This is a genomic window from Aquabacterium sp. (genome assembly GCF_004297345.1).
Lineage (GTDB): Bacteria > Pseudomonadota > Gammaproteobacteria > Burkholderiales > Burkholderiaceae_C > Aquabacterium.
The window spans coordinates 1-2,154 of record NZ_SCTN01000013.1 but is presented as its reverse complement, the minus strand read 5'-3'; the positions used below and the strand labels follow the sequence as shown (position 1 = coordinate 2,154).

2 protein-coding genes are annotated in these 2,154 nt (G+C 63.7%); one reads left to right on the top strand and one right to left on the bottom strand.

Going from position 1 to position 2,154, the window contains the following annotated elements:
• Window positions 1–187 precede the first annotated feature (187 nt).
• Window positions 188–910, top strand: coding sequence for a hypothetical protein (locus EPO09_RS00325; protein WP_290639050.1), 723 nt, complete (start codon window positions 188–190; stop codon window positions 908–910).
• A 12-nt stretch (window positions 911–922) separates the two neighbouring features.
• Here the strand turns inward: EPO09_RS00325 and EPO09_RS00320 are convergent.
• On the bottom strand, window positions 923–2,154 hold a 1,232-nt coding region (locus tag EPO09_RS00320; RefSeq protein ID WP_290639048.1), incomplete at its 5' end, for a thiamine pyrophosphate-dependent enzyme.

The window sequence follows — 2,154 nt, the reverse complement described above, 5'->3', positions numbered from 1 at the left end:
CGCTTGCCTTTGCATGGCGCGATGGACATCCCCTTGACGGCGCCGGTCAGCGCCAGCCTGAGCTTTCCGCAGCAGAAGGTGCAGGCCGGGTTGGAATTGCTGGACTTGACCGTGCCGTTCGAAGACGTCACTTTGGCGCCGCGTCGCAAGACGGCTGCGCGCTGACGAGCCCAAGCGGTGCATTGACATGAGTGCCATCACCAAGCCACCGAGGGGCTGGAACCGTCCGATCAAGCCCGTGGCCCTGATTGTGGTGGGTGGGGGCGTGCTGCTGGTTTGGCTGGTGCTGATGGCCGTGTCGGTCTGGTATTTCTATGAGCACTGGGAAGCGCGCCTGACACTGAACCATCAGCCCGTGCGTTTGCGTTTGCCTGAGGGCATGGTGGCCATGGCCGAGGTCAGCTCGCCCGTGAAGACGCGCATCGACATGCGGCCGCTGGTGAAGATCCCGGTCAAACAGACGATGACCGTGCAGTTGCCAGATCACCTGCAGGCCAGGGCCCATCTCAAGACCACGCTGCCGGTGGACACCTCGGTGACGGTCGAGCAGATGGTGCCGGTATCGACCACGCTCAATATGCAAGTGGCCTTGCGCTCTTGGTTGCCCAGCATGCCGGTGTCGGTGCCGGTGACGCTGCAAGTGCCCTTGAAGATCACGGTGCCCGTCAAGACCGAGGTCCCGGTTGATCTGGATGTGGCCATCAACGGCGAGTTGCCGCCTACGCTGAACGTCCCTGTTGACACGGTGTTTGCGATGCGGCCCCACGTCAAGGGCGTGGTGAGCGCTCATATGAGCAGTCAAACTGCCTTCCACTTGCTCTCACCCATCGAGCCCTTCCCGCTGACCATCGAGCGAACGAGCCTGAGCGTGCCCTTCAACCTGACCTTCCTCAAGCAGCGGGCACCCTGATCGTCGGGCTGATCAGCCTTTGCAGCCGCAGGGCTGGGTGGGGGCGCAGTTGGCTGGGGTCAGCACAGGCCAGCCATAGGGCGGCGCCACCTTGGTATTGATGCGCACCACGATGACCTGAGGCCGCTTGTGTTGATTGGCATCCCTCAGTGCTTGCTTCAAGGCTTGACGGAAGGCGTCTGTGCCTTGGTCAGGCGCAATGGTCACGGCGTGCGCGCCCAGGCCTTCGGCGAACTTGGCCAGATCCGGGCGCCCCAAGGCGTAGTAGTCGTCCCACTGGGCGGCAGGTGGCAGCAGTTGCGCCATGCCCTGGCTGACCATTGCCAGGTCGTTGTCGTCCAGCACGATCCAGATGGCGCCGACGCGGTGTTGGGCTGCCGTCGAAATCTCGGCGCCGTGCATCATGAAGGCACCATCGCCGACGATGGCCACCTGATGCAGATCAGGTGCGGCCATCTTGCCGCCGATAACCGCTCCGACCGCAAAGCCCATGGGTCCCATCGACAAGGCACTGTGATACCGCACGGGCGGATCCACCACCAGGTTGTTGAGCGACCAGCCCACGCAGTTGCCGGCATCGATGAAGATGTGGCCTTCATGAACCAGTTCATCGATGACGCGCATCATGGCGGCGGGGTGGACGGGCGCAGCTTCGCTGTCGCGACCGGCCGGATCAGCCCACGGCGCGTGATCGCATTTGATCTGATCGATCACGGCCTTGCGGGCATCGACCTTGGCCTGGTCAGGATGCAGATGCCTGGCCTTGTCGCACAGCACATCCAGCGTGGCGCCGATCTCTGCGACGACGCCGCGCGTGATGGGGAAGTCGCGCCCGATGATGGCGGCGCTCAGGTCCACCTGAATGAAGTGCTGCGTCGGTTCAAGCGATGGGCTGTAGAGCGCCGAGGCCGTGACGGATGTGGACAGTTCGCCCAGGCTGGAGCCCAGCACCAGCAGGGTGTCGAACTGATCGGCCTTGTTGGCCGGGTGCATGTAGAGGCTGGGCCAGGCGCAGCCGCAGATGCCGTAGTTGCGCAGTGACAGGGCATGCGTTTCCGGGAAGATGCCCTTGGCGTCTGGCGTGGTCATCACGGCGATGCCGAATCGATCCACGAACTCGGTGAAGGCCTGCAGGCGCTCAGGGCTGGCCAGCGCATCGCGGCTGCCGTTGCCCAGGAAGATCAAAGGGCGCTTGGCATGTACCAGATCATGCAAGGTGTCGGCCACGGCTTGGGGATCGGTGC

Excerpts from the sequence above, each read along its gene's own strand:
- EPO09_RS00325 (WP_290639050.1), top strand. The coding sequence starts at position 188 with ATGAGTGCCATCACCAAGCCACCGAGGGGCTGGAACCGTCCGATCAAG.